This window comes from Sanguibacter sp. Z1732 (genome assembly GCF_051020515.1).
GTDB lineage: Bacteria > Actinomycetota > Actinomycetes > Actinomycetales > Beutenbergiaceae > CALKWS01.
Map to the genome: position 1 here is coordinate 224,662 of NZ_CP194857.1, position 25,835 is coordinate 250,496.

A 25,835-nucleotide genomic window follows, 5' to 3' on the forward strand; every position below is an offset into this window, starting at 1 on the left:
TAGTAGTCAGGGTTCGGAACGACCACCAGATCTTGTGTCCGGCGTGTCGGCGTGTCCTCCGTCGGCGTGTCGCACCACAGCGGCCGGAGCGGGTGCGAACCCGACCTGGCTGGCCCCCCGGCGCAGGGTGGCCAGCACCAGCGGACCGATCACCACGATGCCCACCACCGTGGTGATCGCACGCCCGATCTCCCACACCAGTGAGGTGGTCACCGCATAGACGAGGAACCGCTGGATGTTCTCCCCCGCCGCCGCGCCGGGGACGAAGGAGAGTTCGGTGCCCAGGCCGAGCTGGAAGGGCCAGAAGGAGAAGTTCATCGCCAACCCGTACCCGACCGAGGCGATCACGGCGTACCCGGCGAGCATGGCGACCTCCCACCGTCCGCGCACCCCGCGGGGCAACAGACCCGCACCCATCGCCACCCAGGAGGCGGCCAGCATCTGGTAGGGCAACCAGGGCCCGACCCCGCCGGTGAGCAGCGCCGAGGCGAACAGCGTGGTGGAGCCCAGCGCGAACCCGAAGCCGGGGCCCAGCACCCGCCCACCGAGCACCAGCGGAAGGAAGACGGTCTCGATCCCGGCGGTGCCGCCGGCCAGGGGTCGTAGCACCACCCCCACGGCCGAGAGCAGGCCCAGCAGCGCGATCGCCTTCACCCCGATCCCCCCGTCGGCCAGCGCCACCAGCAGCACCACCAGCACCAGGCTCAGCACCAGACCGAGCGCGATCGGGACATGATCGACCTGGATGAATCCCTCGGTCATCACCAACGGCCAGCCGAAGATGACCAGGCCGACCGCGGTGGCGGCGGCCAGGACCACGAGGGTCCGGGGCCGCAGGGGCACGGCCGGGGTAGCGTCCGGACCCCGGCTCATGCCCGCGCCTCCAGTGCCCGGCGCACCTCGGCCACGGTCAGGTAGCCGAGCGGGTGCAGGATCTTCGCGGTCTGCGGCGCCAGGGTGGGCGAGGCGACCAGGATCTCCCGCGCCGGGCCATCGGCCACCACCTGTCCCTGCGCCAACGTCACCACCCGGTGGGCGCAGCGGGCCACGAACTCCACGTCGTGACTGGTCAGGACGACGGCGTGGCCGGCCCGGGCACGAGCGGTGAGCACCCGTGCCAGCGCTTCCTTGGCGCCGTAGTCCAGGCCGCGGGTCGGTTCGTCCAGAAGCAGCACCGGCGGGTCGGCGGCCAGTTGGACCGCGAGCGCCAGCGCCAGCCGTCCGCCCTCGGACAGGTCCGCGGGGTTCCTGGCCCGGTCCAGGCCGGGAGCGATCCGGTCGAGCAGGTCCGCGGCGGTACCGTCGGCCGCCCCGGCATCGGTGTCGGCTGCGGCGCATTCGGCGGCCACCGACTGGTGGTAGAGCAGGTGTGCCGGCGTCTGGGGCACCAGGGCCACGTGGCGGCGGGCCCGGGCCGGGGACAACGCGGCCGGGTCCGGTGTTCCCGCTGCGCGGAGCAGGTTCACCCGCCCGCCCGAGCGTGATCCGGTGCCCTGCAGGGCCCAGAGCAGGGAGGACTTGCCGGAGCCGTTGCGACCCATGACCGCCAGGACCTCACCGGCATGCAGGGTCAGGTCGAGGTCGTGCACCGCGGTGACGCCTCCGTAGGTGACGCTCAGGCCGCGCGCGCTCAGCAGCCCATGCCCGGGTGCACCGCCGGTTCCCGGTCCGCCTGCGTCGTCGTCGGTGGTCCTTGCCGGCCGCCGCGACCGGGGCGAGCCGGTGCTGCCGGGTTCCCGCGCGCCGTCACCGTCCGGCGGCCCCAGCCGTGTGCGCAACGGCCCGGCACGCCGGCGCGCGTCCCGCACCGACAGCGGCACCGGGTCCCACCCCGCGAGGCGGCCCAGCTCCACCACCGGAGGCGCACTGTGATGGCGGCCAGGACCGTCCCGGGGTCGCCGTAGGTGACCGTGCCATCGGGATGGACCTCGAGAACGGAGTCGGCGAACTGAATCACCCGCTCCAACCGGTGTTCGGCCAGCAGCACGGTCACGCCCAGGTCGTGCACCAACCGGGTCAGGGCCGCCAGCACGTCCTCGGCCGCGCCGGGGTCCAGCGCGGAGGTCGGCTCGTCGAGCACGAGGATCCGCGGTTGGGCCGTCATCACCGCGCCGATGGCCACCCGCTGCTGCTCCCCGCCGGACAACTCGGTCAGCGCCCGGTCCCGCAGCGGGGCCAGCGCGAGCAGGTCCAGGACCTCCTCGACCCGCTTGCGCATCACCGGGCGGGGCAGGCCGAGTTGTTCCAGGGCGAAGGCCAGTTCCTCCTCGACGGTATCGGTGACGAAGCCCAGCAGCGGGTCCTGGGTGACGACCCCGACCAGATCGGCCAGGTCGCGCGGAAGGTGCGTCTCGGTGTCCCGCCCGTCCACGAGTACCCGGCCGGTCAGCACGCCCCCGGTGAAGTGGGGCACGCGGGCGCACGCGGCACCGAGCAGGCTGGACTTTCCCGCACCGGTCGCACCGGTGACCAGGCACAGTTCCCCCTCGGGGATCGCCAGGTGCACATCGCGCAGCACCGGTGCGGTCGATCCCGGGTAGACCAGGCTGACCGATTCGAAGCGGATCATCGCCCACCCCGTCCCAGTAGCGCCGGCGCCACCAGCAGGAGCGCTGCGGCGATGAGGCCGAGCGGAAGGCCCAGCCACGGCAGCGGGTCCGGGTGCGCCCGGTCACCGGCCAGAACGACGGCGAGGGCGGCCGACGCGCTACAGGCCACCACCGCGGTCTCCCGGATCCGCCACGGAGCCGCCCGGTACCGGGTGCGCCGGACCCGGCGGGAGGCGTGGGCGGTGGTCAGCACGCCCAGCACTGCCGCACCCGCCAGCACCGGCAGACCCAGCCAACCCGGCATCGTGGCGTCGAGCAGCCGTAGGTGCCCACGCCGGCGAGCAGGACCGCCACCAGCAGGGCCAGGTTCAGCCCGGCCGAGGCCCGGGTGCGGGTGCGCGCGTAGCCACGGGAGTCCATCGAGGCGGCCAGGGCGATCGCGCGATCCATCGCGTCGGCCAGCACCGGCCGCACGTAGCCCAGCACCACCCGGGGGCCGGAGCCCTCCACGCCCCGTAGCCGCCGGGCCCGCCGGACGGTGCGAGCCGAGGCGATGAGCTGGGGGGTGACCGTGACCGCGATGACCACCGCGGTGGACAGGTCGTGCAGCGCGCCGGGCAGATGGCGTAGTACGTGCTTGGGGTTGGCCAGGGCGTTGGCTGCGCCGAAGCACACGATGATCGCGGCCAGGGCGATCGCCCCGGAGAACGCGTGCACCAGCCCACGGGACTCGATCGGACCGAGCAGCGAGATGCCGCCGGCCCACTCCGGCAGCGGCAGTGCCGGCAGGGGCACCAGCACCGGCCCGCCGGTGCGGATGCCGAACAGCACATAGAAGCCCAACCGCAGCACGATGACCGCCGCGGCGATGATCAGGTACAGCCGGAAGATGCGGGTCCAGGGCGCCGCCGACCTGCGCCACAGCACCACCGCCACCACCGCACCGGTGAGCAGCAGGACCCCCACCGGATCGCCAGTGCGGGTCAGCGCGATCACCGCCGCCCCGGCCCAGGCCCACCAGGCCAGCGGGTGCAGTTCCGGAACCCGGGGGCGCACCAGCGGGGTGGGAGGGGCCGGGGCCACGGCGGTCATCGGCTCAGGGCCGCCGGCGGTACAGCCAGACGGCGGTCACGATCGCGAGCACGAGCACGGCGAGCGCCAGCACCACCCAGATGGTGGTGCCGGCCCAGGCCGTGCCGTCGTCGGTGGCGTCGTCGGTGGCGTCGTCGTCGGACGCACCATCGTCCGCGGCGGCCTCGTCCGACCCCGGTGCAGCGTCGTCGTCCTCCCCGCCGTCCGCACCGTCGTCCGCGGGGGCGCCGGCCCCTGAGGCGCTCTCCTCGAGTGCGTCCTGCGGTGTGATCTGGGGCCCGGCGTTCCCGTCGTGGTAGCGCCAGCCGTCGACGTCCCCGGGTGCGGGATCGGTGCCATCGGCACCGGCGGTGTGCGCGACCCACTCCCCCGATGTCCCGGTCCAGTAGGACCAGAAGGAGCCGTCGAATTCCTCCGGGCACGGGTCGGGCATCGCGTCGATCGCGCAGACCATCCCCGGTGTCGAGTCGGTGGCGGTGAAGCCGGCACCCTCCAGCGCCTCGCGACCGTTAGCGGGGTCCCCCGGGGCGAAGCCGACCTCGATCGTCCCGCCCAGGTCCGTGAAGTCCACCACCACGGTGACCCCGTCCGCACCGGGCGCGGCGTCGGCGGCCGCCGGGGCATCGAGTGCGGCCGGTGCGAGCACTAGTGCGGCGGCGGCGGTGAGCGCGAGCGCGAGCCTGCGCCGGGGGCGGGTGCGTAGGGAGGACATCGGACGCCTTTCTGGCGGTCACGGCAGGGTCCTCGGCCCGCCGGGTGCGCGTGCACCGCCGGCGCCTACGGACTCCCCTCCGCAGACCACGACGGACAGAGCCACTTCTTCCGGCCCGACCCAGGTGTTCCGACTGATCGGGATGTCCCGATTCACGGTTGCGGGTCAGTGCCGGAGTCACACCGGCTTCCCCTCGGCAGGGCCTGGTCCGACCATAGCCGCTTCACGCCGCCTGCGGAACGCCGGCACCAGCACCGGGGGGCTCCGGCACGCCCCATCCACCCCGGGCGTCCCGTTCGGCCCCGGCAGCGCGAGTCCTTCCTGGCAGAGCCTGGTGGTGCCATGCTGAGGACATGGCGACGAAGATCTACACCAAGCGTGGCGATGACGGCTCCACCGGACGATTCCTGGGCGGGCGGGTGTCCAAGGCCGATCTGGTCGTGGAGACCAGCGGTGACGTCGATGAGGCGATCGCCGTGCTCGGGGTTGCCCGCGCCGGCTGCGAGGACGAGTCCATGGCCGGACTCATCCTGCACCTGCAGCGTGAGTTGTTCGTGCTCGGGGCCGATGTGGCCACCCACCCGGAGCGGCGTGACCGGCTCGAGGAGGGCGTGTCCTTGGTGACCGAGGCCATGGTCACAGCCCTGGAGGAGATCATCGACGAGCGCCTCACCGTGCGCCCGCTCGAGCCGGTCTTCCTGGTCCCGGGCACGACGACGACGTCGGCTCACCTGGACGTCGCACGCACCGTGGTGCGCCGGGCCGAGCGGCACGCGGTCGCAGCGCTCGGGTCCGGGGCGGTCGTCGCCGAACCGGTGCTGCGCTACCTGAACCGGCTCTCCGACCTGCTGTACGTGCTCGCCCGGGACGCCAGCGGACCCGCACCCGAACCGGCCAGCCGGGGCTGAGGCGGGTACTCCTCGGCGGCGGGCGCTCCGGAGGACTCCGTCATGAGCACCCGGCCACCAGCGGGTCCGGTGGATCCGCACCGGTCCCCCTGGGTGCCCCCGCCCGATCCGGGTGCCCCCTCCCCGGTCCGGGTGGCCTGGCCCTGGTAGTGCTGATGTCGGGCGACGGTCCGTGCTCAGGTCAGCACCACCGTGACCTCCTCGGTCCCGGACTCCAGCACCACCTCGGCCGTCGCGCCGCCGGCTTCCACCTCGTAACGCCCGGCGAAGCCGCTGAGTTCCACCCGGCCCTGATCATCGGTGCGACCGGTGGTCGGCGTGAGCCACCAGTCCTCGCGGACCAGGGTCCGCAGCGCGTGGTAGGCGGGTTTGGGTGAGCCGTCGGCCCGGAGCAGGCCGGCTGGGGCCCCCAGCCAGGCATTCCCGCCGTCACCGATGCCCCAGTAGGTGACCGAGTCGACCGCGGGGTGGGCGACGAGCGCGGTGTAGTGGGCCACGATGTCGGCGGCCTGGCGTTCCTCGCCCTCGGGCGTGCTGGGCCAGTCGGGGACCTGGTGATCGTTGAGGTCCTCGATGTGCTCGGGCATGAGATCACCGGAGACCAGGGTGGTTTCGGTCCAGTGCAGGGGCAGGCCGAACCTGGCGAACCGGTCGCAGGTCTCGGTCAGGAACTCCTGGCCACGGAACCCCTGATGCATATGGGACTGCAACCCGATCGCGTCGATCTGGATCCCGGCCTCGAGGACCTGCTCGATCAGGTGCTCGTACTCGGGGCCGAGGTCGAAGTCGTTCAGCACCAGGTGCGGGCGCACCCCGGCGCTGCGGGCCTCCTCCACGGCCAGTCGCACCATCTCCACCCGCCCCTTCTGCGCGCACAGGCGCGAGATCGCGTTGGGCACGCCATCGGGTTCATTGGTGAACCGGGGCATGATCACCACCTCGTTGATCGCGTCCCAGGAGTCGATCAGCCCCGCGAAGTGACCGACCTCCCGCCGGATCCGGCCCCGCAGCAGCTCCTCGGCCTCGGCCAGGGACAACTGATCCACCCATGGGGCCTTGACCGTGTGCCAGACCAGGGGGTGGCCCTTCAGACGGACCTCCCGCTCGGCGAACCACCGGGCCGCGCGCAGCAACGCCTCGCGCCGGGTGTGGCCCCGCTGTGGTTCGTACCGCCCCCAGTAGAAGGGCAACGTCGCGGTGTCGAAGAGATCGAGCCAGAGGTCCTGGTAGGCAGGGTCCGCATCGGCCACCTCGAAGGCGGCGCAGCCGAACCCGAATGCGTGCTGCCGTTGCTGGAGCCGGACCTCCCGCCGGGTGAGGGGGGTCCCGTCCGCTTCGGTGAGGCGAAGCATCGTGGTGCTTCTGCGGTGGTCCAGGGAGACGGCGGCGCTGCCTCGTTGGTCGAGGGACATCGGGTTTCCTTTCGAGGGCATGGCGGACGGGGCGAGCATGGCGGACGGGGGCGGGCGGTGGCGGACGGGGGCGGGCGGTGGCGGACGGCCCGTGCACCGGGCCCGGGTTCCGCTGGTGGACTGCCTTTCAGCCCTTGATCGAGCCGAGCATGATGCCGGAGACGAAATAGCGCTGCACGAACGGGTAGACGCACACGATCGGGATGATCGTCAGGATCATCGTCACCGCCTGGATGTTGGCCGAGATCGCCGCGGTGGTGCTGCCCGCCATTGCCGCCCCCTCACTCGTTGCCGAGGATGCCCCTGCGATGAGGTTACGCAGGAACAAGGTCACCGGGAACAGGTCCTGCCGGTCCAGGTAGAGGAAGGCGGCGAACCAGTCGTTCCAGAGCGCCACCGAGTAGAACAGCGTCATCGTGGCCAGGACCGCCTTGGACAGCGGAAGCACGATACGGGTGAAGATCCCGAACCAGCCCAGCCCATCGATCTGTGCGGCCTCGTCGAGTTCGGTGGGTTGGTTCTCGAAGAAGGACTTCATCACCAGCAGGTTGAACACCGAGATGGCACCGGGGATCACCATCGCCCACATGGTGTTCTTCATCCCCAGCGCCGTGATGAGTACGTAGTTGGGGATGATGCCCCCGTTGAAGAACATCGTGAAGATCGTGAGCCCGATCAGGAAGTTCCGGCCGCGCAGGTGTTTCTTGGAGAGCACGTAGGCGAACACGGTCGTCAACGCCATCGCGATGGTGGTGCCCACCACGGTGTACACCACCGTGTTGCGGTAGGAGTTCCAGAACAGGTCGTTCTGAGCCACCGCCCGGTAGGTGTCGGTGTTGAACCCGACCGGCCAGAAGCTCACCATCCCGGCGTTGACCGCACCGGCACTGGAGAAGGACTGTGCGAGCACGGTGATGAACGGGTACAGCATCAGCATGGAGATCAGGATCAGCACACCGTTGTTGGCCCAGGTGAAGATCCGGTACGCACGGGTGTCGCTGGGGCCGACCGGCTTTCCGGACCCGCTCGGTGTGGCTGTGATCGCGCGCTGGGTCACCACAGGCTTGCTCCTACCAGTCGACGGGATATGAGGTTCGCGCTGACGACCATGACCAAGCCGATGATCGCCTGGAACAGTCCGATCGCAGCGGCATAACTGAAATTGCTGGAGACCAGGCCGACGCGGTAGAGATAGGTGGAGATGACGTCGGCAGTGGAATAGGTCAGCGGGTTGTAGAGCAGGAGCACCTTCTCGAACCCGACGTTGAGGAACGTGCCGATGTTGAGGATCAGCAGGGTGACCATCATCGGGCGGATCCCGGGCAGGGTCACGTGCCAGGTCTGCCGGAGCCGGTTCGCCCCGTCGATCCGCGCCGCCTCGTACAGGGAGGAATCGACCGTGGTCAGCGCGGCCAGGTACAGGATCGTGCCCCAGCCCACGGTCTGCCAGACCTCCGAGCCGACGTAGATGGTGCGGAACCACTCCGCCCGTTGCAGGAACGGGATGGCCTCACCGCCGAACGCCTCGATCACCTGGTTCACGGTGCCCTGCAGGGAGAGCAGTTGCATCACCATGCCCACCACGATCACCACCGAGAGGAAGTGCGGCAGGTAGGAGATCGACTGGATCACCCGTTTGAAGGTGCGCTTGCGAACCTCGTTGAGCATCAGCGCCAGCACGATCGGCAGCGGGAAGCACACCACCAGCGTGAGCAGCCCGAGGATCGCGGTGTTGGCAAAGACGTTCCAGAAGTTGGGATCGGCGATGAACATGCGTACGTACTGCAGGCCCACCCACTCGTCCCCGAGGATGCTGCCCCCGGGCCGGAACCGGCGGAAGGCAATGGCGTTGCCCACCATCGGCATGTACCGGAAGATCAGCAGGAAGATCACGGGCACCAGGGCCATGGCGTACAGCACCCAGTCGCGCCGGAGTGCCTTGCTCCAGGGCACCTTCGTGGACTTCTTCGTAGGCGCCAGCCAGGACCGTGGTCCGCGTCGGGGACGCCACGAGCGTTCCTGGCCCACCGGTGCTCCGTCGCCCACCAGCACCTCGCCACCGGGTGCCGGGCCGGCTGTGCGAACTGAACTCATCTGTTAGTCCTTCACCAGAGTTGACCGAGGTCGGTGGGCCGGCGGCGTGGTGCCGCCGGCCCACCGGCAAACGGTGCGTGTCAGCCCGCGTTCTCGGCGTTCTCGCGGGCCTCGTTGATGAGGTCCTCGTAACTGGAGAGCCCCTGGGACTCCAACTGGCCCAGGAACGCGTCCCACTCGGACAGGTCACGCTGGCCGATGATGAACGCCAGGGTCGCGGTGTCCACGGTGTCCTTCAGGGGGGTACCCCACAGCGCGGCCTGCTCCAGTTGCGCCTCGGTCAGCGGGGCGTTCGGGAACGGGTCGCGTGGGGTGCGGGTGGACAGCACCGTGTCGATGTAGTCCACGAACTCCGGGGCGTTGTAGGACTCCTTCAGCGCCCGGGACTCGGTCGAGCCGGCGAGCACGTCGTTGCCGAAGCCGAGGTCGCCGATGTCGGTCTCGGCGCCGACGTTGATGTTGAAGGACTCCAAGGAGTACTCGGGGTTCAGCGTGATGGTGCCGTCGTCGTCCTTGGTGTAGTGCTCACCCTCGATGCCCCACTGCAGCATCTCGCGGGCCTCGGGGTTGTAGTACAGCCAGTCGACGAAGTGCAACAGGTCGCAGAAGTTCTCATCCTCGGCCGCGTGTGAGGACAGCATGAAGCCGTTCCAGAAGTTGCGCGGCTCCACGACTTGCCCGGCGGGGCCGCCGGGCGGGGCGATCTGGGTGAGTTCGTAGTCGGTGACGCCGGCCGCATCGAGGGCTTGGGCGAACTCCTGCACGGTGCCGGAAGCACCCGAGGCAGCGAACACCTGCTCCGATGCGAACTTCTCCGTGACCGTGCCCATGCCGTCGTTGGCGTCGGTCAGCGATTCGGTGTCCAGCAGCCCGTCGTCGGCCAGGTCGTGGAAGTAGGTGACCATCTCCCGGTATCCGTCGGTGGTGGGAGCGTAGACGAACTCATCGGCGTCCTCGTCGAACCACATCCCGGTGCCGAACCCCCAGCCCGCTACGGTCCCGAAGGCGTGCGAGGCGTAGTTCCACATCGAGTGGCCCTCGAATCCGTCAGCGAGGGGCCGACTGTCCGGATAGGCCTCCTTGATCAACTCCAGGCCCTCGCGCAGGTCCGCCCAGGTCTCCGGCGCCGGAGCGCCCACCTCGTCGAAGATGTCCTCGCGGATGATGAGCGTGAAGACCGGCACGGAGACCTCCTGCAGCCCCGGCGTCATGTAGTACCTGCCGTCGGCCTGGCGCAGGTTCTCCACCATGTCTTCCAGTTCCCACTCCTGCACGTACTTGGTGAAGTTGGGCATGTAGTCGGAGTAGTCACTCAACGGGACCACGGCACCGGAGGCCGCGTACTGGCGCTCGTCGCCGGTGTAGATGAGCGGGATGATCTGCGGCGCGTCACCGGCGCTGATCAACAGGCTGCGCCGCTCCTCGGCGTCACTGAAGGACATGTTGGTCAGCTCCAGCGTCACGTTCGTGCGCTCGGCGATCTCATCGAAGAGGATCCAGTCGTCGGTGATCGGGTTCTCCGGCCAGTCGGTCCACAGCATGGAGAAGGTGACCGGCTCGGCGGCACTCCATTGCTCGTCGGCAACGCTCTCCGAGGAGCACTGAAGTCCGCCCGCGGCGGCCCCGGTGCCCTCGGCCCCCTCTCCGCTTCCCGGATCGGACGTGGTGTCGCCGTTCCCACCGCCGCACGCGGCCAGCCCGAGAACCGCGGCCAGGGTTGCGGCGCCGACTGCACTCACGCGCTTGCGCCGAAACGATGTTGCCTCTGATGACATCTGTCTCCCTCTCCTTCGAGTCAGGACCGCGGACAAGGGCCCGGGGCCTGGTGTGGAATGCCGGCTCGGGCAAGCCTCGATCCGGCGGTCTCCGGCACCTGCGCCGGTGACGTTCTGTACGGCGTCGATTCTGCGCGCGTTCGGTAGCCCTCTCTCGCATCGTTGGGATCGCACGTGATTAATCGATCAAGCACGTAGAGTGTGGCATGAGGGGGCGCCCCCGTCAATGCGCCTCGGAAAATCTGCGACAATCGGCGCTCGGAGGTTCACCATGGTCACCATGAGCGATATCGCTCAGCGCACCGGCGTCACGGTGGCGACCGTCTCGAACGCGTTGACCAACCGCGGCCGGGTGTCCCCCGAGACCCGCGCCAGGATCCACCTGGTCGCCGAGGAACTCGGGTACCAGGTCAACCTGACCGCTCGCCACCTCCGCGTCGGGCGCTCGAACGCAATCGCCTTCATCGCGCCGAGTTTCCACGACTACTTCAGTGACATCGCTGATGAGCTGGCCATCCACGTCGAGGCCACCGGCCGGCATCTGGTGCTGGAACGCACCAGCGCGCGCACCGAGAGCGAGCTGGAAGCGGTCGCCCTGCCCCGGCTGCGGATGTTCGACGGCGTGGTGCTGTCCACCGTCGGCCTCAGCCATGAGGACATCGAGAAGGCCCGCCACCGGGTTCCACTGGTGTTGCTCGGTGAGCGGACGATGCCGAGGTCGGTCGATCACATCCGGCTCGCCAACGAGGACGGCGCCCGGCTGGCCACCGCACACATGCTCGCCAACGGCGCGCGCCGCGTCATCGTGCTGGGCGGTTCGGCGCAGGAGGACGCCGGGATCTCCTCCTCCCGGCGCGCCGGGTGGGAGGCCGCCCATGCCGAGGCCGGTCTCGCCGTCGACCCCCGGTTGATCGTGCCGTTGGGCGACTACACGATGCACGACGCCCGGGAGGCGATGCGCGGCGTGCTCGGTGAGGGCCTGGCCTTCGACGCGGTCTTCGCCGTCACGGACATGCTCGCGCTCGGCGCGATGTCGGCGCTCTGGGATCACGGCGTGAGCATCCCCGATCGCGCCCAGGTGGCCGGCTTCGACAACCTCGCGATCTCGGACTACCTACACCCGGGCCTGACCAGCATCGATCCCAACCACGAGTTCGTCACCGGTGAGGCGATGCGGCTCCTGGAGCAGCGCATCGCCGGGGATGAGGTGCCCGCGGAACACATCGTCAGCCCGGTGTCCCTGATGGTGCGTGGCTCCACCCGTTGACGGCCCAGTTGCGGTCGCAAGACCCGGATCGGTGGCTACCCAGCGCGGCGGTCAGCCCAGCCCTGTTGTGGGCGTGCCCGCACCCAGGAGGCGCCGGTAGACCCGCTCCCAGCCTTGCGCGGTGGCCCGCCAGGTGCGGCGCAGCGCCAGTTCGCGGCCCTGTTGTCCCAGCGCGGCAGCGCGGTCCGGATCGGTGAGCATCCCTGCGATCGCATCGGCCCAGTGCTGCGGGTCGCGGCTGGGCACGATCAGGCCGGTGACGCCGTCGTGGACCGCCTCGCGCAGCCCCCCGGCGCCGGAGGCGATCACCGGGACCCCGCAGGCCGAGGCCTCCAGCGCGGTGAGCCCGTAACTCTCGGAGTGCGAGGGCACCAGCACCGCACGAGCGGTGGCGAAGCAGCGTGCGAGCCGGGCCCGGGCGACCGCGCCGTTGAACTGCAACCGGGTCGCCACGCCGAGTTCGGCGGCGAGGGCCCGCAACTCCTCGTCATAGCCTGGGTAGGCGCCCGAGGGCGCTCCGAGCACGTGCAGGTCCGGTCGGATCTGCGCAGGCAGCAGAGCCAGGGCGCGGATCGCCAGGTCCACGCCCTTGAGCGGTTCGAGCCGGGCTGCCAGCACCAGGGTGGAGCGAGGCTCGCCCTCGATGGGGTGGAACAGTTCCACATCCACCCCCGGCGGTACCACGAACACCCGCTGGCCGTCGGCGCCCAGGCGGCCGGTGACCGTGGCGGCCTCGGCGTGGCTGACCGCGAGCACGGCGTCGCTGGTCTTCGCTAGGTGACGTTCGCCGTCGATCCTCCCGGGACCCTCCGGTGGTTCACCCTCGCCGAGCGGGCGCCCGTTGGGCGCGGCAATGGAGTGGTAGGTCTGCACGTGCGGGCGGCCATGGTCGACGGCGAGGGGCTGGGCGGCCATCCCGGAGAACCAGTGGTGGGAGTGCACGATGTCCCAGTCGCTCCACTGCGCGGCCAGCGCCGCACCGAAGGGGGCGATGAAGTCCTCGTGCTCACGTTTGCCGGCCGGGGCGGGCGGGCCGGCGGTGAGGTGATGGACCACCACACCGCTGGGTAGTTCCAGGCGGTCCGGGAGATCCGCGGCGGCCCGTCGGGTGAAGATCTCCACCTGGTGTCCCAGGCCCGCGAGCGCGTCGGCGCTGTGCCGCAGCATCACGTTCATGCCCCCGGCGTCGCCGGACCCGACGTCGGCCAACGGCGAGGTGTGCAGGCTGATCAGCGCAAGCCGCAGCGCTCCGGACGGCATGTGTTCAGATTATGCCTGCCCACCACGGCTTCGGCCCAATCGAGGCGGGTTCCACAGACCTCCGGGGCTGCCTCGCGGGTCCACGTGGGAACAGAACAAGAAGGCCGGATCCAGGTGGATCCGGCCTTCTCGAGGGGTGGAGGTGGCGGGAATTGAACCCGCGTCCGACAGTGAGGACCCAGGGCTTCTCCGAGTGCAGTCTGCTATCGATTTTCTCGGCCCCAGCGCTCACGCAGACAAGTCGCTGACAGGCCCAGTCACCTGAGTGTCCCAGTAGCCCCGGTGACGAGGACTACCAGCAGTGGCTCTCTAGTCGACGCCAGGATCCGGGACGAGAGCTAGCCCGGGCTGACGGACTTCAGGACTCGCTCAGGCGGCGAGTGCGAAGTCGGTGCGCTTGGAATCAGCACCTATTGGTTTGCAAGGAGCGTTGACGAGATGACCTTGCATCCTCGACTCGCTTCCCCTGGAACGACAACCGTCGTCGAAACCGATCACCCCCTGTGGAATTGTTCTGCACCGACCAGTGCGCAAGCGCGAGCCAGCGGCACCAGTCTAGAGGGATAACCACGGGGGCGGCGAACCTATTCCCGCGCAGCGCGGGCCCCTGGCGGGACTACCAACCCCCGCCGCCACCGCCGCCGGCGCCGCCACCGGCGAAGCCGCCGCCGGAGATGGCGGAACCACCGGTGCCGGCGGAGACCACGGCCGCGTCGGCGGCCGAGGAGAAGGAGGCCATCGACGCACCGAGGGCACCGGCCCAGTACGCCGAGCCCAGTGCCGGCCCGGAGTACCAAGCCGGCTCGGGCACCGGCTCGCCGCTGCGGGCGATGTCCTCAAAGACCTTTGCCCAGCGCTCGGTCACCTCGAAGGCGATCGCGAAGGGCAGGTAGCGGGAGAAGATGTCCTCGTCCTCCTCGAACCGCAACTGGTTCGCCTCCGCGGTCTCCAGGTACTTCTTGAAGCCCAGCGACTGCACCAGCACCGCGGTTCCGGACGCCGTGCGCGCCGGGGCGTAGGGGGCGGCTGCGGCCACCGCGACCGCGGTGGCGATGACCGGGAGCCCCAGCACGCCCAGTCCGAGGGTGAAGGCCAGGACGAGGCCCAGCACGATTCCGGCGACGAAGAGGCCGATGGCGGCCAGCCACCAGCGCGTGCGCACCTGGGCCGGGGAGGTGCGGAACCAGCCGCGCTCGGTCACCTCCGCATACAGGTCCTGCTGCAACTGCGAGCGCATCGCGGAGAACTCCCCGGCAATCTCCCGCAACTCCACCGTGCGCTCCTGGCCGGGGAAGAGAGTGGTGAGTACGTCGCGCTCATAGGCGAGCAGATCCGGATGGTTCAACTCGGGGGCACGCTCGGGGCGGGTGAGGCGCCACTGCTGGGTTTCGTCGTCGCCTGCGTACTCCTCGATCCGGAAGTATCCACGCACTGCCAGGTCCACGATGGTGGCGGTGACATCGTGGGGATCGGCGACCTCATCGGCCAGTGTGCCCATCTCCCCCGGGCGCACCCCGGCCGGGGGTTGGAACTGCACCGCGATCGGGCCGCCGCGGCGCGGACCCACGGCCTCGTCGTCGGGCTCGGTTGCGGTGGCCCCGGGGGCAGTTGCGCCAGCCCCGGCAGCACTGCGAGCCCCGGCAGCACCGTGATGGCGGGCACTGTCATCACGGGTACCGCCATCGCTGCCATCGCCATCCAGGCGGACGGTGCCACGGGTGCGTGCCGGGGTGAGGCCGGGCGTCACGCCCAGGTATTGCTCATCGCGACCGCGCCCGCGTGCCACGAGCACCACGAGGCCGACACCGAACAGAGTGGCCCCGGCCGCGCCCAGCCCGGTGGCCCGTGTCAGTCCCATCGTGTTGGCGAAGGTGTGCCGGGTGGTCAGGATCGGCTGGGCGCCACCGAAGGTGCCGGCGGGAAACTGCACCGCCACCGACATCGGCTGACCGGGATGCAACAGTCCCTGATGCAACTCGGCCCCCTCGGCGCCGACCACCGTGGCCGAGCACTCGATGTCCGAACCGGGGTCCCCGGCCCAGCAGGCTGCCTCCTCGGGCGCTTCGGCGGCGGACACGGTGATGCGGATCTGCGCGAGCGGCACCTCGAAGTCCTGGCCGATCACCTGCCAGTAGATCTCGTCCTGCCCCTGGGACCCCACCCCGGAGACCGCGATCCCGTCCACCCGATAGTTCAGCGTGTAGCGCTGCAGGCCGGTGATCTCGACGTCCTCATCACCGATATAGACCGCGACGGCGTTCTCGGCGTCCTCCACCCGCACGTCGGCGGAAGCCCCCGAGGGCGAGGTGGCCTCGAAGCCGGAGTACTCCAGCACCCGGTAGTGGTCCGGGTCGTCGTCGATGGGTTGGCGGTCCACGAAGGTCAGATAGGGACCGTGGGCCTCCTCGGCACCGAAGTCGAACTCGAGATCGACCTGCACCTGCGCCACGCCGTCGGCATCGAACTGGGCATCGACCTCGTAGCGGGTGATGGACCACTCGTCCTCGGCGGCATGGGCCGGCGGGGCGAACAGGGCCGGGAGGGCCAGCACGGCAGCCCCCAGCAGGGTGAGGATCCACACGCGCGCCGGACCACGGCCGGCCGGACGTGACAGAGCAACCCGCATCACGGCGTCGGGCACGTCAGCGGCTCTGCCGCAGACTCATCGCACGCTCGGCCTCGCGGGCATCCTGCTTCTCCCGGAGCGCGTGCCTCTTGTCCCACTCGCGCTTTCCACGGGCCAGGGCGATCTCGACCTTGGCCCGGCCGCGCAGGAAGTACAGCCTCAAGGGCACGATGGTGTGGCCCTTCTCCCGTGTCTTGGCGGCCAGCTTGTCGATCTGCTCGCGGTGCAGCAGGAGTTTCCGGCGACGGCGAGGGGCGTGGTTGGTCCAGGTGCCTTGGGCGTACTCGGCGATGTGCACGCCCTCCAGCCAGGCCTCGCCGCGGTCGACGTTCACCCAGCCGTCGGTGAGGGAGGCCCGCCCGGCCCGCAGCGCCTTGACCTCGGTGCCGGTCAGGGCAATGCCTGCTTCGAAGGTCTCGTCGATGTGGAAGTCATGCCGCGCGCGGCGGTTGCTGGCGATGAGGGTGCGCTCGTCCGCAGGGTCCTTCGCCTTCTTCTTGGCGCCCTTGTTCTTGCTGCTCATCGCTGCCTCACCTCCGCCCGCTTCTCCGGCTTGGTCAGGCTAGTCCACCGACCGACGCCGTGCGAAACCCATAAGAGGCCCCGCAGCCCGCCACCCGCCGCCGCTACAGTCGCCGAGGGCGAGCCTGCCCGCCGAGGGCGAGCCACACAACTCTCGCCCTGGGCTGCGAGGCTCGCCCTCGGCCCAGGTCTGCGACGGCCGGCGGCGTGACAGAGAGGCGGGGTGGCGGGGCGGGGCGGGATTCCTGGGTCAGGGCAGCATCGACATTGGGTTGATGGTGGAGCCGTTACGCCAGATCTCGTAGTGCACGTGGCAGCCGGTCACGGCCCCGGTGAGCCCGGTGTAACCGATGACCTGCCCCTGGGAGACCCGCTGTCCCTGGCTGACGGCGAATCGGGACAGGTGGTTGGTCACGGTCACGTAGGAGTTCCCGCCGATCACCCCATGGTTGATCATCACCTGGTTGCCGTGCGTGCCATTGCCACGCGCGGGCCGCACCGCCACCACGGTGCCGGCGGCCGTGGCGCGCTGGGCCTCACCGCAGTGGGAGCGCAGGTCAACGCCACGATGGAAGAAGCGCCCGCCCGTGATCGGGTAGATGCGGTAGCCGTAACTGGACGTCACGTGCCACGTGCCGGTCACGGGGCGGATGAAGATCTGGTTCGAGGAGGAACCGGAGGAACCACCCGAACTGGACGAACCACCGGAACTGGACGAACCGCCCGAGGAGCCACCAGAGCCGGAACCGCCCCCGGACGAACCCGAACTGCGGCTGGATTGTTGCTGCTGGCGCTCCCGCTCGGCCCGCTCCCGCTCCTGGCGCTCCCGCTCGGCCCGCTCCCGCTCCTGACGCTCCCGCTCCTGACGCTCTCGCTCGATCCGTCGCTGCCGCTCCCGCTCGGCGGCCTCCGCAGCCTGTATCTCAGCGATCTCGGAGGCCAGAGCCTCGTTCTCAGCCTCCAGGTTGGCCTGCTCGGACTCGAACTGCTCGGACAGATCCTCCAGTTCGGCCGCACGGGCCTCCTGGTCGGCCTTCAGCCCTTCGATCTCCACCACCAGGTCCTGGGCCTCCTGGCGGGCGACGTCGGCGGCCGCCACGGCCTCCTGGGCCTCCACGTGCAGGTCGTCGATCCGGGCTTCCACCGCCTCCAGCCGGACCTGGCGGTTGCGGTTCACGGCCGAGAGGTTCTCCAGGTCCACCAGTGCCTGGTTCTGGGTACGCATCGCCGAGTTCATCACCGAGTACTGGTTGGCGAACTCCGAGGGGCTGGAGGCATCGAGCACCACAGTGATCGCGCTGATCCCCGGCCCGCCGCGGTAGGTGGACCGGGCGACCTCCCCCATCGCTGATTCGGTGCCGACGATCTCCTCCTCACCCGTGGCGATCTCCGCGCTCAGATCCGCCTGCTGGGCCTGGGCCACCTCAAGGCGGCCCTGGACCGAGTCCCGGTGCCGCTCGGCTGCGGCCAGTTCCTCGTTGGCCTGCACCAGTTCGGCTTCGGCGATGGGCAGACGCCGGTTGATCGAGTCCAGTTCGAGGTAGGTCTCGGCCAGGTCCACGTTGGTGCCCTCCAGGGCGGAGGTGACCTCTTCGTGCTCGCGCTGGTTCTCCTGCTGCTGCTGCTCCAGTTCCGATCGGGAGTCGCGCAGTTCGCCGAGCCGGTCCGCCTGGGCGGGCACGGCGAAGGCCAGCGCCCCCACCACCACCGCCAGCCACATGGCCAGCATCCGGGCGGAGATTCCCCGCACCCGGGTGGGCCACTGCGCTACCCGGGCGCGGAACGCCGTCAACGGGCTCGAGGCGCTCGGGCTCGAGCCGCTCGGGCTCGGGGTATCCGCTTTCGAGGTCTTCGGAACGGGAGAACTCATCTGCGCAGACATCTCACACCTTCGTGTATCGGCTCAGGCTGACCAGTGAACTGACAGCGGCAAGGAGAATCCCGATCCCAACCAGCAACGGCGCGATCGTCCACACATCCGAAGTACCGACGAAGTTCACCCAGACGAACGACTCGGCCAACCACCCCTCGATCAGGTAGTTCGCGCCCAGCCACAACCCACTGATCGCCAGCGCTGCCCCAGCCAGTGCGGCGATGGCACCTTCGAGCATGAAGGGCAGTTGGATGAAGAAGTTCGAGGCGCCCACCAGGCGCATGATCGAGGTCTCCTTGGACCTGCTCATCGCCGAGAGCCGGATCGTGGTGGTGATCAGCAGCACCGCGGTCAGCGTCATGACGCCGGCAAGCCCGGCGGCCAGGGCGGTGACCCGGTTCAGGACCAGGAACAGCGGCTCCAGGATGGCGCGCTGATCCACCACCGACTCCACCCCGGGCCGGCCCGAGACCTCATCGGCCACCACCTGGTACTGCTCCGGGTCGTGCAGGGACACCCGATAGGACATCTGCATCTGGTCCGCGGAGACGCGGCTGGCCCAGTCCTGCTCACCGAACTGATCCTGGAAGGCCTCGTGGGCCTCCTCCTTGGTCTCGGTGTACACCTCCTGCACGTACGGGCTCAACGCCTCCGACTCCAACACACCGAGGACCTCGGCGGCCTGCTCATCGGACACCTCGCCGGAGGCGCAGGTAGGCACCGAGGAGGACTCCGGGCACAGGAACACCGAGACCTCCACGGCGTCGTACCAGTCGTCCTTCATGTTGGCGATCTGCATCTGCACCAGCACGGCCGCGCCCACGAAGGTCAGTGACACGAAGGTCACCAGCATCACCGACACCGCCATCGCCAGGTTCGCGCGCAGGCCCTGGAAACACTGGGAGAGAACGAAGCGGAGTCTCATCTAACGCTCCGCCCCGTAGACGCCTCTGGCCTGGTCGCGCACCATCTGCCCATCGACCAGTTCCACGACTCGTTTACGCATCTGGTCCACGATCTCGTCGTCGTGGGTGGCCATCACGATCGTGGTGCCGGTGCGGTTGATCCGGTCCAGCAGCCGCATGATCCCGACCGAGGTGGAGGGGTCCAGGTTCCCGGTCGGCTCGTCGGCCAGCAGGATCGCCGGCCGGTTCACGAACGCCCGCGCGATCGCCACCCGCTGCTGCTCCCCACCGGACAACTCGGTCGGCAGACGTCGTTCCTTGCCGGCCAGGCCGACCAGATCGAGGGTTTCGGGCACCGTGGACATCACGTGGTGGTCGGGGTTTACCGATCACCTGCAGCGCCAGCGCCACGTTCTCGAACACGGACTTGGACTGCAGCAACCGGAAGTCCTGGAAGACCGTGCCGATGGTGCGGCGCAGGTGCGGGACCTTCCATTGGGAGATCTTGGACAGGTCCTTGCCTGCGACGAATACCTTGCCGTTGGTGGGGCGCTCCTCGCGCAGCACCAGGCGTAGGAACGTCGACTTACCCGAACCGGAGGCACCCACGAGGAACAGGAACTCCCCGCGCTCGACCTCCAGTTCGATTCGGTCCAGTGCAGGCCGAGCCCCGCGGGCGTAGACCTTGGAGACCTTCTGGAAACGGATCACGAGGGCAATTCCGGCCAGTCTCGACAGTAGGGCAAACCGGGGAAAGCGTTATACCTGGCCATTGGCACCATAGGAAGGGCCCGCGCCACATCGACGGATGACACGCCGGGCTGGCCCCAGCAATGCCCCACTCCGGCCGTAGATGGCCTCCGATCAGCGAACACGCCCGACGGCGTGAGGCACCTCACCCCCAGCCGTCGCCGACGTCGCAACTCAAGACGCCGAAGTCAGCATTAGTCGGCCGAGGCAGCCGGTTGAGCCGAACAATGCTGGCTTCGACGGGGCCGGGGGGCCGGGGGGGCCGGGGGGGGGGCCGGGGGGGTGGGGGGTGGGGGTGGGGCCGTTAACTCAGGCGTTGGCGGCGGAGGCCGCGGCTGCCGTTTGGGTGTTCTTGCGCCAGCGGATGCCGGCGTCGATGAATCCGTCGATGTCGCCGTCGAACACCGATGACGGGTTGCCCGCCTCGTGCTCGGTGCGCAGATCCTTGACCATCTGGTACGGCTGCAGCACGTAGGAGCGCATCTGATCCCCCCAGGAGGCCTTGACGTCCCCGGCCATCGCCTTCTGGGCGGCGTTCTCCTCCTGCTGTCGCTGCAGCAACAGCCGGGACTGCAGCACCCGCAGCGCCGCGGCCCGGTTCTGGATCTGGGACTTCTCGTTCTGCATCGACACCACGATCCCGGTGGGGATGTGCGTCATCCGGACCGCGGAGTCGGTGGTGTTCACGCTCTGCCCACCCGGACCGGAGGAGCGGTAGACGTCCACCTTGATCTCGTTCTCGGGGATATCGATGTGGTCGGTCTTCTCGATCAGCGGGATCACTTCGACCGCGGCGAAGGAGGTCTGGCGTCGTCCCTGGTTGTCGAACGGGGAGATCCGGACCAGCCGGTGGGTGCCTGCTTCCACCGACAAGGTGCCGTAGGCGTAGGGAACCTTTACCTCGAAAGTGGCCGACTTCAGCCCTGCCTCCTCGGCGTAGGAGGTGTCCAGCACCGCGGTGGGGTAGCCCTTGCGTTCAGCCCAGCGCAGGTACATGCGCATGAGCATCTCGGCGAAATCAGCCGCGTCCACACCGCCGGCCCCGGCGCGGATGGTGATGACCGCTTCGCGCTGGTCGTACTCCCCGGACAACAGCGTGCGGATCTCGAGCTCGGACAGCGTGTCTCTCTATCGCGGTCAGTTCGGCCTCGGCCTCGGCGAGGGTGTCGGCGTCGGCCTCCTCCTCGGCCAGTTCCACCAAAGCCCCCAGGTCGTCGATCCGGGTCTCCAACTTGGTCATCCGCTCCAGTTCCCCCTGGGCGTAGGAGAGCTGACTGGTCACGGCCTGGGCCTTGTCCTGGTCGTCCCACAGGTCCGGGGCCGTGGCCTGCTCGGACAAGTCGGCGATCCGGGCGCGCAGGGCGTCCGGATCGCTCACCGCCTCGATCGAGGCGAGCGTAGAGCGGAGGTCGGCGATCTCGCTGGGAAAGTCAGTGGCCACACCTCGAGGTTACGCGATCAGCACCCCCGCGGCACCCATCCCACCGCAGGTTCACCCCGGCGGACGCGGCCGGCGGGTTCGGCCGTGCGGCTACTTCGACGGTGCCGCTAGTTCGGCCAGGATCCGCTCGTCGACTGCTCGCCGTGCGTTCAGGTGCGCGCGCCGGTCGTAGTCGAACCGGGAGTAACTGAGTTCACCACCTTGGTCCACGTAACTCGCCGCCGTGTCGTGATCGGTGAGGTCGCGCAGCAACTGCAGGGCCCGATGGTCATCCATCCCCTGGGTGAACACCCGGTACCGCACCGACGGCCAGGCCGTCCCGTCCGGCGCCGGGTACACGATGGAGGCGTCCCCACCGGGGAACGCCCCGCCCGCGCAGGTGTCGGCGAACGGATCGAGGGAACCGAGCGAGAACTGGGTGTTCCAGAAGTTGAAGCCCCAGTGCAGGAAACCGGGCGCCCGGTTCACGAACAACTGCCGGCCGAGGACGCGGTTGCGCACCGAGGGCATCGCGATGAACCGGTTGGCCACGTCGGTGTGCTGGGAGACGCAGTAGTAGACGAAGGGGTTCATCCCCGCGGCGCGAAACGGTTCCACCGCATCGGTGGCCACGATCGGGATGGCGACGGCATCGACGAAGTCAAAGTCGCTGAGGGCGTCGGCCACGTCCGCACCGGCGAGCAGGTCGTGGACCACCTCCCGGGCCGCGAGGTAGGTGTCGCGGTCTGCCGGGTGCGGCTCATCGCTGATGTGCCACAGTACTGATCCCTCCGGCCACTCCTGGTCCAGGTAGGCGCGCAGCGCCGGCAGCAGTTGCTCCAGCAGATCTCGGTACCGCGGGTCGGTGGCCGGCACGTGCCAGCCGAAACGGCGCTCCCGACCACTGGGGGTGTCCACGTAGATCGCCGGAGTCGCCTTGGCCCCCCACTGGGTGAACAGATGCGCGATCTCGACGGTGGTGATGCCGTGCTTGCGACACAACGCCAGCCACCGACCCAGACGGGAGAAGTCGAAGGCGTACCCGTTGCCGTCGTCGGCGATGCCGACGAGTTGCACCGGAGTCCGGGTGCCGCCCACGGCCGTGTCCAGGGGCGGCGTCCAGGTCGGAGTGAGCAGGGAGGTCACGCGCATCCGTGCGGCGGCGCCGATGAACGCCTCCAGGCGCTCCCAGTGCTCGGCACTGAAGGCCTCGACCCCGTAGTAGTCGGCCAGGCAGTCAGCATGGAGCCAATGGGTGTTGATGATGTCCAAGGCCGGTAGGTCCACCGGGTGCACCTGCACGGGCACATCGACCTGGTACAGCACCTGGGAGTCGGACTCCCGCACGATCCGCACGCCCACGGTGCGCGAACCTGCGTGCTCGGCCTCGTCGATGCGGACGTCGAACCAGAGGGCACCCCAGGACGCGGTCAACGGCCGCACCAGGGCACCGTCCGGAAGTGGCTTGAGCAGGTCCGGGTACAACCCCGGCGCGTCTCGCAGGTACCCGGCATCGTGTCCGTCGAAGGCCGCCAACGTCACCGGGACCAGTTCGACCGTGCTCACAACGGTGAACGGAGCGGACGCCTCGTCCACCTCGACCCGGATGCGGTCCCCGCCTCCACTGCCATGGGCGGGCGGGAGGTAGGCCACCTGGAACGAGAGGGTCTCCCCGAGGAACCCGCTGAGTTCGTCCTGCGCGGCAGCCGGGGGCACGTCGTCGGGGAACACCTTGGTCAACGCATCGGCGCGGACGAAGGTCCAGTCCGGTCTGGGGTAGGGGTGGGTGCGCCGGATCGACCCGGTCATCGCTGCCTCGGTCCTATCTGCCTCGGTCATAACTGCCACCGTAAGGGCTCGCAAAATGAAGCGGCGACAACCGGCCCGGGTGGCGGTGCGTCGCCCCCGATCCCAGCCTCAGCGCAGCCGGCGCCCCAGCACGCGGCTGTAGGCGTCCAGACCGCCGCGCACCACCTGGCTCACCCGGGTGTCCCCGGGCCCGCCGAGCAGTCGTGCCACCGAGACCGGCAGGTTGGACCCACCGACGGTGCGCAGGTGGGAGAACCGGTCGAACCCGAACTTGCCGTGATGGTGACCGATGCCGGAGGCGCCCACACCACCGAACGGGGTGCCCGGCACCACATTGGTGAGGGCGAAGTCGTTGCGGGCCACGCCTCCGGAACGGGTGCGGGCTACGAAGGTGCGGAAGTCGCCGTCGTCCGGACCGAACCACGTCGCCACCAACGGCGCCGGCCGCTCGGCAAGGTCATCCAGGACCCGGTCCAGGTCCCGGTAGGGCTGAACCTGCAGCACCGGACCGAATACCTCCTCGGTGTCGATGCGCATCTTCTGGGTCACGTTCAGCACCACGGTGGGTGAGATCAGCCGGGCCGCGCGCATCGCGTCGGTGCCCTCGGCGTCGGATCGCACCGATCCGATCACCTGGGCGCCGTGGTTCTCGGCGTCGGCCAACAGGTCCTCGATCCGCTCGTGTGACTCCTCGTTAATGATCGTGGTGACCTCCCCCCGCTCGAACAATTCCGGCAGGTCCCGGCCCCAGGTGTTGAACACCTCCTGCACGAACGTCCGGGTGGCCTCCTCCGGCACGTACACCCGCTCCGGACACAGGCAGGTCTGTCCGCCGTTGATCAGGCGGGCGCGGGCCACCCGCTCGGCGGCGCGGCGCAGTCGCTTGCGGTCGGCGGCGGTGTGCTCGGAGATCACCACCGGGTTCTTCCCGCCCAGTTCCAGTGTGACCGGGGTCAGGTTCGCCGCGGCCGCGGCCATCACCTGCGCACCGGTGGCCGCCGAACCGGTAAACAGCAGGTGGTCCAGGTCCAGAGCGGCGAAGTCCTTGGAGACCTGGACGTCCCCGGTGAGCACCGCGACCTCCTCGACGTCGAAAGCGTCATGGATCGCGTTGGCGAACACCCCGGCGGTCCGGGGCACCTCCTCCGACATCTTGATCATCACCCGGTTGCCCGCCGCTAGCGCGCTGACTGCGGGAACCGCGGAGAAGTTGATCGGGTAGTTCCACACCCCCATGACCCCCACCACGCCCAGCGGGGAGGGCTGGATCCAGGCGGGCATCCCGGCCAGGCGCAGCGCGGCCGAGCCCACCCGGCTGCCGGCCGGGCGCCGGCGCATCCACCGCCCCAGGCCCGCGCGCAGCGTCTCAGCTTCCATGGCGAAGGCGGTGACGTCGGCCACCAGCGACAGGATCGGGGGCCGGTTGCCGAAGTCGGCCGAGATCGCCTCGGCGAGTTCGTCGGAGTGGGAGACCACGGCGCGGGCGAACCGGTCGATCCGCTCTCGCCGGGTGGCCGCATCGGGGGGACCGTCACGGTGGAAGGCCCTGCGCTGCAGGCGTAGCACCTCCGACATCGGGTGCGAGGTAGTGGTGGCGCTCATCGTCCCAGCCTGCCTTGTGGGGATGCGATGCGCCAAATGTCGTCTGCGCTACTGGTTCGCCGGTGTCCGCGACGCCTGCTCATGGCGGTCCCGGCTGCGCAGGCGGTCGCGAAAGTCCAACCAGTGCTCCCAGTCGAAGGGTTTGACGGCGTGCTCCCCGGGCCGTAGGTGGTAGCCCAAGGGCAGTCCCTCGATCGTCCTGCCCTGCCCGGGCTCGGGGAAACTGGGGGCAGCGCCACCGGCGCCGCCCTCCCACGCTGCTGCCGCCGTGTACCAGGCGATGAACTCACCCTCAGGGTCGGCATGGAGGTCTTCGCTGGCGCTGGTCACATACAACGCTCTCGGGGCGATGCAGGCCAGCAACTGGTGCTGGTCGACCGGTAATGGCTGGCCAGCGGCCACGCGGCGCAGGAAGCCCGGGGTGAACCAGTGCGGGAAGATCCCACCCATTCTGGCCAGGTCCTCTCCCACTGGCCGGGTCAGGGCCGCGCCCATGCGGCCCGAGTTGTTGGAGATGACCCCGGCGAAACGTTCGTCCTGGGCGCCGGCCCACAATGCGGCCACGCCCACATGCTGATGGAGCCCCACTCGCCGTCGTCGCGGCCGCCCATCGTGCTTGTCCCAAAAGTTGCCATGACCCCTTGCGCGAAGGTGTTGGGATGGTCAGCACCGGTCTGCAGATAGTGTGCGGTGATCACCGCGTACCCGCGTTCGGTCGCCAGGTGCACCGGCCAGGCCGCGCCGGCGGAACCACGCTCAGGTGGGGCTTCGGCGTCGTCACGGTCGTCGCCATTCACTTCGCCGACATCGCCCGGCGCGGGGTCCACCCCGGGTCGGATGACCTCCGGGTCCGTGGTACTGGCGTGGTTGCCGTCAAAGTTCAGCCCCAGGAACACCGGCACTCTGTCCGGCACCGATTCGGCGGGCGCCCCCTTGCCCGGCACTGGCGGCTTCGCTGCGGGCGCCGAACTCCGCGGCAGATGGACCAGCACCACGAATGTGCACCTGCCGGCCGGTCCGGTCAGGGTCACGGACAGTTGCCGCCGCTGCCGCCCGTCAACCTCGCCTTCCTCCAGCAGCGTCCAGTCCAGACCCACAGGTTCCTGCGGCGCCCGCCCATACACCTCACGTTCGAAGGACTGCAGCACCCCCGGGCGGACCTCCCGGCGCCATACCTCCGGCGAAACCGGATCCTGTGACTGCGGGGAAACCACCATCTTCGCTCCTCATTCTCAGTACTTCGGCACGGCGGCTCGTTG

At 69.5% G+C, this 25,835-nt stretch carries 22 protein-coding genes, 1 other RNA gene, 1 pseudogene and 1 riboswitch; of the genes and pseudogenes, 2 read left to right on the top strand and 22 right to left on the bottom strand.

Going from position 1 to position 25,835, the window contains the following annotated elements:
* Nucleotides 1-6 precede the first annotated feature (6 nt).
* Genes ACRRRO_RS01465 through ACRRRO_RS01490 form a run of 6 tightly spaced genes read right to left on the bottom strand, consistent with a single transcriptional unit; the run spans nucleotide 7 to nucleotide 4,353 of the window.
* A complete protein-coding gene (locus ACRRRO_RS01465; RefSeq protein WP_424797576.1) occupies nucleotides 7-873 on the bottom strand; it encodes an ECF transporter S component in 867 nt (288 codons plus the stop codon).
* Entirely contained in the window at nucleotides 870-1,589 is a 720-nt protein-coding gene (locus ACRRRO_RS01470) for an ATP-binding cassette domain-containing protein (RefSeq protein ID WP_434080948.1), read from the bottom strand. The genes ACRRRO_RS01465 and ACRRRO_RS01470 overlap by 4 nt, the downstream gene beginning before the upstream one ends.
* A 41-nt stretch (nucleotides 1,590-1,630) precedes the next feature.
* Nucleotides 1,631-2,569 carry an ABC transporter ATP-binding protein gene (locus ACRRRO_RS01475; protein ID WP_434080949.1) on the bottom strand — a complete coding sequence of 313 codons (939 nt, stop codon included), beginning with the start codon at nucleotides 2,567-2,569 and terminating at the stop codon, nucleotides 1,631-1,633.
* Nucleotides 2,566-2,811, bottom strand: coding sequence for a hypothetical protein (locus tag ACRRRO_RS01480; protein WP_434080950.1), 246 nt, complete (start codon nucleotides 2,809-2,811; stop codon nucleotides 2,566-2,568). The genes ACRRRO_RS01475 and ACRRRO_RS01480 overlap by 4 nt, the downstream gene beginning before the upstream one ends.
* Nucleotides 2,796-3,641 carry a CbiQ family ECF transporter T component gene (locus ACRRRO_RS01485; RefSeq protein WP_434080951.1) on the bottom strand — a complete coding sequence of 282 codons (846 nt, stop codon included), beginning with the start codon at nucleotides 3,639-3,641 and terminating at the stop codon, nucleotides 2,796-2,798. The genes ACRRRO_RS01480 and ACRRRO_RS01485 overlap by 16 nt, the downstream gene beginning before the upstream one ends.
* 4 nt (nucleotides 3,642-3,645) lie before the next feature.
* Nucleotides 3,646-4,353, bottom strand: coding sequence for a hypothetical protein (locus tag ACRRRO_RS01490; RefSeq protein WP_424797579.1), 708 nt, complete (start codon nucleotides 4,351-4,353; stop codon nucleotides 3,646-3,648).
* 102 nt (nucleotides 4,354-4,455) lie between these two features.
* A riboswitch (cobalamin riboswitch) is annotated at nucleotides 4,456-4,573 on the bottom strand.
* A gap of 133 nt (nucleotides 4,574-4,706) precedes the next feature.
* On the opposite strand from ACRRRO_RS01490, the gene ACRRRO_RS01495 reads away from it, so the two are divergent.
* On the top strand, nucleotides 4,707-5,261 hold the full coding sequence (locus tag ACRRRO_RS01495) for a cob(I)yrinic acid a,c-diamide adenosyltransferase (RefSeq protein WP_424797580.1): 555 nt from the start codon (nucleotides 4,707-4,709) through the stop codon (nucleotides 5,259-5,261).
* Between the two features lie 176 nt (nucleotides 5,262-5,437).
* On the opposite strand, the gene ACRRRO_RS01500 is transcribed toward ACRRRO_RS01495, so the two are convergent.
* From ACRRRO_RS01500 to ACRRRO_RS01515, 4 genes are all read right to left on the bottom strand, one after another.
* Nucleotides 5,438-6,673, bottom strand: coding sequence for an endo-1,4-beta-xylanase (locus ACRRRO_RS01500; RefSeq protein WP_424797581.1), 1,236 nt, complete (start codon nucleotides 6,671-6,673; stop codon nucleotides 5,438-5,440).
* Between the two features lie 127 nt (nucleotides 6,674-6,800).
* Nucleotides 6,801-7,730: a carbohydrate ABC transporter permease gene (locus ACRRRO_RS01505; RefSeq protein WP_424788371.1), complete on the bottom strand. Its 930-nt coding sequence runs from the start codon at nucleotides 7,728-7,730 to the stop codon at nucleotides 6,801-6,803.
* Nucleotides 7,727-8,767 carry an ABC transporter permease gene (locus tag ACRRRO_RS01510; RefSeq protein ID WP_424791583.1) on the bottom strand — a complete coding sequence of 347 codons (1,041 nt, stop codon included), beginning with the start codon at nucleotides 8,765-8,767 and terminating at the stop codon, nucleotides 7,727-7,729. The genes ACRRRO_RS01505 and ACRRRO_RS01510 overlap by 4 nt, the downstream gene beginning before the upstream one ends.
* Nucleotides 8,768-8,847: 80 nt before the next feature.
* Nucleotides 8,848-10,506: an extracellular solute-binding protein gene (locus ACRRRO_RS01515; RefSeq protein ID WP_424797582.1), complete on the bottom strand. Its 1,659-nt coding sequence runs from the start codon at nucleotides 10,504-10,506 to the stop codon at nucleotides 8,848-8,850.
* A gap of 316 nt (nucleotides 10,507-10,822) precedes the next feature.
* Between ACRRRO_RS01515 and ACRRRO_RS01520 the strand changes: the two genes are divergently transcribed.
* Entirely contained in the window at nucleotides 10,823-11,809 is a 987-nt protein-coding gene (locus ACRRRO_RS01520) for a LacI family DNA-binding transcriptional regulator (RefSeq protein WP_424797583.1), read from the top strand.
* A 51-nt stretch (nucleotides 11,810-11,860) separates the two neighbouring features.
* Here ACRRRO_RS01520 and ACRRRO_RS01525 read toward each other — a convergent pair whose 3' ends face one another.
* From ACRRRO_RS01525 to ACRRRO_RS01580, 12 genes and pseudogenes are all read right to left on the bottom strand, one after another.
* Entirely contained in the window at nucleotides 11,861-13,069 is a 1,209-nt protein-coding gene (locus tag ACRRRO_RS01525; protein ID WP_424797584.1) for a glycosyltransferase, read from the bottom strand.
* 134 nt (nucleotides 13,070-13,203) lie between these two features.
* Nucleotides 13,204-13,571: a transfer-messenger RNA gene (ssrA, locus tag ACRRRO_RS01530) on the bottom strand.
* 114 nt (nucleotides 13,572-13,685) lie between these two features.
* Nucleotides 13,686-15,650: a DUF2207 domain-containing protein gene (locus ACRRRO_RS01535; RefSeq protein ID WP_424797585.1), complete on the bottom strand. Its 1,965-nt coding sequence runs from the start codon at nucleotides 15,648-15,650 to the stop codon at nucleotides 13,686-13,688.
* Nucleotides 15,651-15,711: 61 nt separating this feature from the next.
* Nucleotides 15,712-16,218 (bottom strand): SsrA-binding protein SmpB, encoded by a 507-nt coding sequence (gene smpB / locus ACRRRO_RS01540; protein WP_424791578.1) that lies wholly within the window; start codon nucleotides 16,216-16,218, stop codon nucleotides 15,712-15,714.
* A 249-nt stretch (nucleotides 16,219-16,467) separates the two neighbouring features.
* Nucleotides 16,468-18,099, bottom strand: a complete 1,632-nt coding sequence (locus tag ACRRRO_RS01545) for a peptidoglycan DD-metalloendopeptidase family protein (RefSeq protein WP_424797586.1) — start codon at nucleotides 18,097-18,099, stop codon at nucleotides 16,468-16,470.
* A 1-nt stretch (nucleotide 18,100) separates the two neighbouring features.
* Complete coding sequence (ftsX, locus tag ACRRRO_RS01550) at nucleotides 18,101-19,015, bottom strand: permease-like cell division protein FtsX (RefSeq protein ID WP_424797587.1); 915 nt, start codon at nucleotides 19,013-19,015, stop codon at nucleotides 18,101-18,103.
* A pseudogene (gene ftsE, locus ACRRRO_RS01555) lies at nucleotides 19,016-19,706 on the bottom strand (cell division ATP-binding protein FtsE). It lies immediately after the preceding gene.
* Between the two features lie 348 nt (nucleotides 19,707-20,054).
* A protein-coding gene (gene prfB, locus ACRRRO_RS01560; protein WP_424791574.1) for a peptide chain release factor 2 occupies nucleotides 20,055-21,186 on the bottom strand; the annotation gives its coding sequence in 2 pieces (ribosomal slippage) (nucleotides 20,055-20,873 and nucleotides 20,875-21,186; 1,131 coding nt in all).
* A gap of 90 nt (nucleotides 21,187-21,276) precedes the next feature.
* Nucleotides 21,277-23,004, bottom strand: a complete 1,728-nt coding sequence (locus ACRRRO_RS01565; RefSeq protein WP_424797589.1) for a DUF4091 domain-containing protein — start codon at nucleotides 23,002-23,004, stop codon at nucleotides 21,277-21,279.
* Between the two features lie 78 nt (nucleotides 23,005-23,082).
* Nucleotides 23,083-24,576, bottom strand: coding sequence for an aldehyde dehydrogenase family protein (locus ACRRRO_RS01570; RefSeq protein WP_424797590.1), 1,494 nt, complete (start codon nucleotides 24,574-24,576; stop codon nucleotides 23,083-23,085).
* Nucleotides 24,577-24,624: 48 nt separating this feature from the next.
* Nucleotides 24,625-25,140 (bottom strand): glucuronyl esterase domain-containing protein, encoded by a 516-nt coding sequence (locus tag ACRRRO_RS01575; protein WP_424797591.1) that lies wholly within the window; start codon nucleotides 25,138-25,140, stop codon nucleotides 24,625-24,627.
* Nucleotides 25,056-25,793 carry a hypothetical protein gene (locus ACRRRO_RS01580; RefSeq protein ID WP_434080952.1) on the bottom strand — a complete coding sequence of 246 codons (738 nt, stop codon included), beginning with the start codon at nucleotides 25,791-25,793 and terminating at the stop codon, nucleotides 25,056-25,058. The genes ACRRRO_RS01575 and ACRRRO_RS01580 overlap by 85 nt, the downstream gene beginning before the upstream one ends.
* Nucleotides 25,794-25,835: the final 42 nt, after the last annotated feature.

Coding starts and splice junctions, on each gene's coding strand:
- ACRRRO_RS01465 (WP_424797576.1), bottom strand. CDS start 873: ATGAGCCGGGGTCCGGACGCTACCCCGGCCGTGCCCCTGCGGCCCCGG.
- ACRRRO_RS01475 (WP_434080949.1), bottom strand. CDS start 2,569: ATGATCCGCTTCGAATCGGTCAGCCTGGTCTACCCGGGATCGACCGCA.
- ACRRRO_RS01485 (WP_434080951.1), bottom strand. CDS start 3,641: ATGACCGCCGTGGCCCCGGCCCCTCCCACCCCGCTGGTGCGCCCCCGG.
- ACRRRO_RS01490 (WP_424797579.1), bottom strand. CDS start 4,353: ATGTCCTCCCTACGCACCCGCCCCCGGCGCAGGCTCGCGCTCGCGCTC.
- ACRRRO_RS01495 (WP_424797580.1), top strand. CDS start 4,707: ATGGCGACGAAGATCTACACCAAGCGTGGCGATGACGGCTCCACCGGA.
- ACRRRO_RS01500 (WP_424797581.1), bottom strand. CDS start 6,673: ATGTCCCTCGACCAACGAGGCAGCGCCGCCGTCTCCCTGGACCACCGC.
- ACRRRO_RS01510 (WP_424791583.1), bottom strand. CDS start 8,767: ATGAGTTCAGTTCGCACAGCCGGCCCGGCACCCGGTGGCGAGGTGCTG.
- ACRRRO_RS01520 (WP_424797583.1), top strand. CDS start 10,823: ATGAGCGATATCGCTCAGCGCACCGGCGTCACGGTGGCGACCGTCTCG.
- ACRRRO_RS01525 (WP_424797584.1), bottom strand. CDS start 13,069: ATGCCGTCCGGAGCGCTGCGGCTTGCGCTGATCAGCCTGCACACCTCG.
- smpB (WP_424791578.1), bottom strand. CDS start 16,218: ATGAGCAGCAAGAACAAGGGCGCCAAGAAGAAGGCGAAGGACCCTGCG.
- ACRRRO_RS01545 (WP_424797586.1), bottom strand. CDS start 18,099: ATGTCTGCGCAGATGAGTTCTCCCGTTCCGAAGACCTCGAAAGCGGAT.
- ftsX (WP_424797587.1), bottom strand. CDS start 19,015: ATGAGACTCCGCTTCGTTCTCTCCCAGTGTTTCCAGGGCCTGCGCGCG.
- ACRRRO_RS01565 (WP_424797589.1), bottom strand. CDS start 23,004: ATGACCGAGGCAGATAGGACCGAGGCAGCGATGACCGGGTCGATCCGG.
- ACRRRO_RS01570 (WP_424797590.1), bottom strand. CDS start 24,576: ATGAGCGCCACCACTACCTCGCACCCGATGTCGGAGGTGCTACGCCTG.
- ACRRRO_RS01580 (WP_434080952.1), bottom strand. CDS start 25,793: ATGGTGGTTTCCCCGCAGTCACAGGATCCGGTTTCGCCGGAGGTATGG.